The sequence below is a fragment of the Pseudomonas persica genome (genome assembly GCF_900291015.1).
Lineage (GTDB): Bacteria > Pseudomonadota > Gammaproteobacteria > Pseudomonadales > Pseudomonadaceae > Aquipseudomonas.
Genome location: NZ_OLKL01000229.1, coordinates 1 through 257, shown reverse-complemented (window position 1 = coordinate 257; position 257 = coordinate 1). Strand labels below are relative to the sequence as shown.

Genomic DNA, 257 nt, shown 5'->3' with positions numbered 1-257 from the left:
GCGTTGAAGGAAGCCGAGGAGGAATCGGGCCTGAGCGGCCTGGTGCTGGATGACCCGGCCATCTTCGATATCGACAAGCACTGGATTCCCGAGCGCAAGGATGTGCCGGGGCACTGGCACTACGACGTGCGTTTCGTGATCCGTGCGCTGGGGGGAGAGGATTTCGTGCTCAGCGAAGAGTCGCTGGAGCTTGCCTGGCGACCGGTGGCCGAGGTCGCCAGCGATCCCCAGTCGGACGAATCGATGCAGCGCATGGC

At 64.2% G+C, this 257-nt stretch carries 1 protein-coding gene; it reads left to right on the top strand.

Going from position 1 to position 257, the window contains the following annotated elements:
- Nucleotides 1-257, top strand: a 257-nt coding sequence (locus FQ664_RS26380) for an NUDIX hydrolase (RefSeq protein ID WP_218570440.1), incomplete at both ends; no start/stop codon positions are given.